Source organism: Streptomyces mesophilus (assembly GCF_011044995.1).
In the GTDB taxonomy this organism is placed as follows: domain Bacteria; phylum Actinomycetota; class Actinomycetes; order Streptomycetales; family Streptomycetaceae; genus Streptomyces; species Streptomyces mesophilus.
In genome coordinates, this window is sequence record NZ_JAAKZW010000362.1 from 1 (window position 1) to 5168 (window position 5168).

At 74.6% G+C, this 5168-nt stretch carries 2 protein-coding genes and 1 pseudogene; 2 read left to right on the forward strand and 1 reads right to left on the reverse strand.

Annotated elements, in window-relative coordinates; translation table 11 throughout:
- Positions 1 to 870 precede the first annotated feature (870 nt).
- Positions 871 to 2067: pseudogene (locus G6045_RS42055) on the forward strand (tetratricopeptide repeat protein); the annotation flags it as partial.
- A gap of 154 nt (positions 2068 to 2221) precedes the next feature.
- Here the strand turns inward: G6045_RS42055 and G6045_RS41820 are convergent.
- Positions 2222 to 2791, reverse strand: coding sequence for a hemerythrin domain-containing protein (locus G6045_RS41820; protein WP_165337005.1), 570 nt, complete (start codon positions 2789 to 2791; stop codon positions 2222 to 2224).
- A 194-nt stretch (positions 2792 to 2985) separates the two neighbouring features.
- Here G6045_RS41820 and G6045_RS39100 point away from each other — a divergent pair.
- Positions 2986 to 5168: ATP-binding protein (locus tag G6045_RS39100; protein WP_165337006.1), on the forward strand; the 2183-nt coding region annotated here is incomplete at its 3' end.

Sequence of the window (5168 nt, forward strand, 5' to 3'; positions counted from 1 at the left end):
GCCCTCACCGCCCCCGTCCTCATCACCTCCGTCGCCGGGACCGCAGGTGTCGGAAAGACCTCCCTGGCCGTGGCCTGGGGAGAGCGGGCCGCGCACCGGTTCCCCGATGGGCAGCTGTATGTGGACCTGCGCGGATACGGACCCGGACGGCCGGTCGCCCCGGGGGACGCGCTCGCCGGGTTCCTGCGGGCGCTCGGCGCGGACGGTTCCGTCGTACCGGCGGGGACCGAGGAGCGCGCCGCGCTGTTCCGCTCCCTGGTCGCCCGCAAACAGCTGCTCGTCCTGCTCGACAACGCACACAGCGCCGCGCAGGTACGGCCGCTGCTGCCGGGCGGCAACCGCTGCCGCACCCTGGTGACCAGCCGCGACACCCTCGCCGGACTCTCCGTACGCGAAGGCGCCCGGCGCATCGACCTCGACCGGCTCACCCCCGCGGCGGCCGGACGGCTGCTCGACACCCTGCTCGGCAGGCCGACGGCCGCCGAACCCGAGGCCACCGCCCGGCTCATCGAGGTGTGCGCCCGGCTGCCGCTCGCGCTGCGGATCGCCGCCGAGCGGCTGCGGACCCACCCGGCCGGCACGGTCGCCGCGCTGGTCGCCGAACTCACCGACGAGCGCGCCCGCCTTGATCTGCTCGACGCCGGCGATCCGCACGCCTCGGTCCGCGCCGCGCTCGCCGCCTCGTACCACCATCTCGATCCGGCGGCGGCCCGGCTGTTCCGGCTGCTCGGGCTGTACCCCGGGGAGGACATCGGGGCGGACGCGGCCGACGCCCTGACGGGAAGCGGCGCACCGGGGACGGCCCGGCGGCTGCTCGACGTACTCCTGCGGGCGAACCTCGTCGAGGAGCCCGCCGACGGCCGCTACCGGATGCACGATCTGCTGCGGACCTACGCGGCGGAACTCGCCCGGACCACCGACGCACCCCGGGAGCGCGAGTCCGCCCGCGGCCGGCTCTTCGCGCACAGTGTGCGGACGGCCGTGCGGGCGGCCGAACTGATCGACCCGCTGGAGGTGTTGCCGCCCGGCACGACGACCGACGGCAGCGGCACGACGACCAACGGGAGCGGCCCGGCGATCGATGGGACCGACCCGGCGACCGACGGAAGCGCCCCGACGACCGCCGAGACGGTCCCGGCGACCGACGGGGGCGACTACGCCGCCGCCCTGCGTCACCTCGACGCCGAGCGCGCCAATCTCGTCCGTATCGCCGAAAGCGCCGCCGCACACGGACCGGCCGACGTGACCCGTGACCTCTCCCTCGCCCTGTGCTGGTACCTCGACCTCGGCCTGCACCACGACGACGCGCTGCGGCTGCACCACCGCGCCCTCGACGTGGCGACCCGGCGCGGCGACGCGACCGGGCAGGGTGCGGCGCTCCGGGCGATCGGGATGGTCGAGTACCGGCTGCAGCGCTACGACGAGAGCGTGACGCACATGGAACAGGCGCTGGCCCTGCACGAACACACCGGAGACCGGCTCCTGTTGGCGTCATCGGCGGGCAACCTCGGCGCCGTCCACGGCTATCTCGGCCACTGTGAACGGGCCGAGGAACTGCTGCGGCGGTCCGCGGCGCTCTACGGGGAGCTCGGCCGGGAGCGCGCACCCAAACCCCTCCGCCCCCGGAGCACCCTCGCCTACCGGCCGCTGCTCCACCTCGGCCTGCTCCTGAGGCGCAGGCGCCGCCCCGAGGAGGCCGAGGCGCCCCTGCGCGAGGCCCTGGCACTGACCGCGCACCATCCGCCCGCACAGGCCCACACCCTGTTCGGACTCGCGGCGCTGTGCCGGGACACCGGACGCCCGGACGAAGCGCTCGCGTACGCGCGGCGGGCCGTCACCATGGCGCACGAGGCCGGCTTCCCGTATCTGCACGGGCTCGCGCTCAACCGGCTCGGGAGCGTCTGCCGGCAGCTCGACCGCCATCCGGAGGCGCTGCGGCAGCACCGGGCGGCGCTCGACCTCGCCGTACGCACGTACAACAGCGCACTGTCGGCGATGGCGCACAACGGGGCGGGCGAGACCCACCTGGCGGCAGGAGCGCTCACCGAGGCGAGGCGCTGCCACCTCGCCGCACTGGACGGGCCCGCGTATGAGCGGGCACGGGCGCATGCGGGGCTCGCGACCGTCCACGCGTGCCTCGGCGAGGACACGGAGGCGCAGGCGCACCGGGCACAGGCGCTCGCTCTGTACGAGGAGTTGAAGGCCCCGGAGGCCCAACGCCTCAGGGCTTCGGCTCCCCCGGTTCCGGCTCCCCGGGTTCCGGCCCACCAGGAGCCGGACGCCCGGGATGCGCCTCTCCGGGATGCGTCTCTCCGGGATGCGCCTCTCCGGGATGCGCCTCTCCGGGATGCGCATCCGACCAAGCCGCCATCGACCGGTTCCAATCCTCCCCCGAAAGCGCCGTGAGCGACGCTGGGAACAGGCCGTCCTCCTCCTTGGCGATGTGCTGGTGCAGTTCGTCGACCGCCTCGCGCAGCGTGCGCACATCGGCCGCGTCGGTCAGATCGAGCGACGGCAGCAGGGCGGCGAGCTCGCGGTGCTCCCGTACGAGGTCGTCGATGTAGTCCGCGTACTCGGGGTCGTCCCGCATCACCGCGAACAGCCCGTTCTCCTCACCCGCCCAGTGCGCGGCGAGCTCGCGCGCCATCAAGGCGACCAGTTCGCGCGCCCGCTCCACGTCCCCGGCGTCCAGCGCGCGGGCCGCATCGCCCGCCGCGTCCGTGACGCGCTCGTGCTCGGCGATGAACTCCTTGATCAGCGGGATGTCCCGGCATCCGCAGTAGTGGCACATGGTCCATGTGTAAGCGCTGGAAGGGGCTGAGGTCTGCAGCGACAGGCAGGGGTCCTTTGTGGGGCTGCCGCCCCACGCCCCGCCTGGATCCGCCCGCCGGCCCGGTCGTTGCGGAGGCTGTTGCCCGGGGTGCTCGTGGGGGCTGCGCCCCCACACCCCGCCGCTTGTCAGTGGGTCCGCCTATCGTTCCAGGCATGACCCCCGCACTGATCGGGCGCGAGCACCCCGCACGCGTGCTGCGTACGGAGATCACGCGGACCGCCGAGAGCCATGGCGGTCTGCTGCTCGTCACGGGCGAGCCCGGGATCGGCAAGACCACCCTCGTCACCGAGGCCGCGCAGGAGGCGCGCGAGCTCGGTGCCCTCGTGCTCACCGGAGCCTGCTGGGATTCGGGAAGCGCCCCGGGCTACTGGCCGTGGGTGCAGATCGTGCGCGCGCTGCGCCGCTGGGCCACACCCGAGGAGGTCGCCCGGGCCGAGGAGGCCGCGGGCGGCGGGCTCGGGGTACTGCTCGGCGAGGTGCGGGCACGCGCCGGTGCGGGTCCGGGCGCGGGGGACGATCCGGACGCCTTCGCGCTGCACGACGCCGTGACCAGCGCGCTGGTCGCCGTATCGCAGGAGCGGCCCGTCCTGCTGGTGCTCGACGATCTGCACTGGGCCGATCCGGCCACCCTCAAGCTGCTCGAATTCGCCGCGGGGCACGCCTGGTTCGAGCGTCTCGTCCTGGTGGGGACCTACCGTGACGCCGAGGTCGAGACGGCCGGGCATCCGCTGCGGGAGCTGATGCTGCCGCTGGTCGCGAAGGCCACCACGGTCACCCTGACCGGGTTCGACCGGGCCGAGACCCGTGCGCTGATGACGCGTACCGCCGGACGCGAGCCGTCGGACGAACTGGTCGCGGAGGTGCACCGGCGCACGGGCGGCAATCCGTTCTTCGTCGAGCAGACCGCGCGGCTGTGGGCGAGCGGCGCGTCCGTGGACACCATCGCGCCCGGGGTCCGCGAGATGGTGCGGCGGCGGCTCGATCTGCTGCCGGACGCGGTGTCCGCGCTGCTCTCCACGGGCGCCGTGCTCGGGCGAGAGTTCCACCGGCAGGTGCTCGCGGCCGTGGCAGGGGCGCCGGCCGCGCATGTGGACCGGCTGCTCGACCAGGCGGTGACCGCCCGGCTCGTCACCTCGCACGGCGGCGGACGCTTCGGGTTCGTGCACGATCTCGTCCGCGAGACGCTCCACGACGCCCTGGACGAGGGCGAGTTGAAGCAGCGGCACGCCGCATTCGTACGGGCCTGGGAGCGGGTGCCCGCGGTCGCGGCGCAGGTGCTGCCGGGCGAGCTGGCCCAGCACGCGTATGCGGCGGGCGATGCCGTGCCCGCACAGACGGTGGTGCGGCTGCTGCGGGAGGCCGCGCAGGACGCGGGGTCGCGCCTTGCCACCGAGGAAGGTCTGGGGCATCTGCGGCGGGCCGTCGAGCGCGCCGCGCAGGTGCCGGAGCCGGGGCTTCAGGTGATCACCCGGCTCGCGCTCGCCGACTCGCTGCGGCACGGCGCGGCGCCGCACGAGGCCCGCCGCGAGTTCGAGGCGGCCGTGGACGAGGCACGCGCGCTCGGCTCGGCCGAGCTGATGGCGCGGGTCGCGCTGTCGCTGCACGGGCACTTCCACCCGCTGCCGCCGCTGCGGCAGGGCACCTCCGAGGAGCTGCTCCGCGAGGCGCACTCCGCGCTCGGCGGCCGGCGGTCCGCCGAGCTCACGGCGGAGGAGCTCGCCCAGGAGCTGAGCATCCGCACCGCGGTGCTCGCGCGGCGGCACGGGGACGACGATGCGCTCGGCTTCAGCCTGTGGGCCCGCCATCACGCCATCTGGGGACCGGGCACCGCGGCCGAACGGGTCGCGCTGGTCGAGGAGTTGACCGCGCTGACCCGCCGGATGGGCGATGTCGAGGGCGAGCACTTCGCCCGCGCGCTGACCTGGGTGGGGCTTGTCGAGCTCGCCGATCCCCGCTATCTCAGCGAGTTCCAGACGTATGTCTCGATGGCCGAGCAGGCGGATCTGCCGCGGCTCGACATCGGCGCCGCCGTCGACCAGGCGATCATCACGGCGCTCGCCGGACGGTTCGCCGAGTCCGAGGCGCACACCACGGAGGCGGCCGGGCTCGCGGAGCGCGACCGGCACGGCGGCGACTACATGCTCCCGCTCCTCGACCACCACCGCTGGGCCCTCGCCATGCTGCAGGGCCGCCATGACGTGGCGCCGAAGCCGTTGCCGTGGATCGAGCGGATCGTCGCGGGGATCACGGCGGTCGAGCAGGTCGCGGGTGAGGGCGATGGCCGCGGCGCCGAGAGCGACCAGGGCTTTCTGCCGCTGCGGCTGCGCCTCCAGGC

What these genes read in the sequence shown, in the direction of transcription:
- G6045_RS41820 (WP_165337005.1), bottom strand. Translation starts at nt 2,791, where the DNA reads ATGTGCCACTACTGCGGATGCCGGGACATCCCGCTGATCAAGGAGTTC.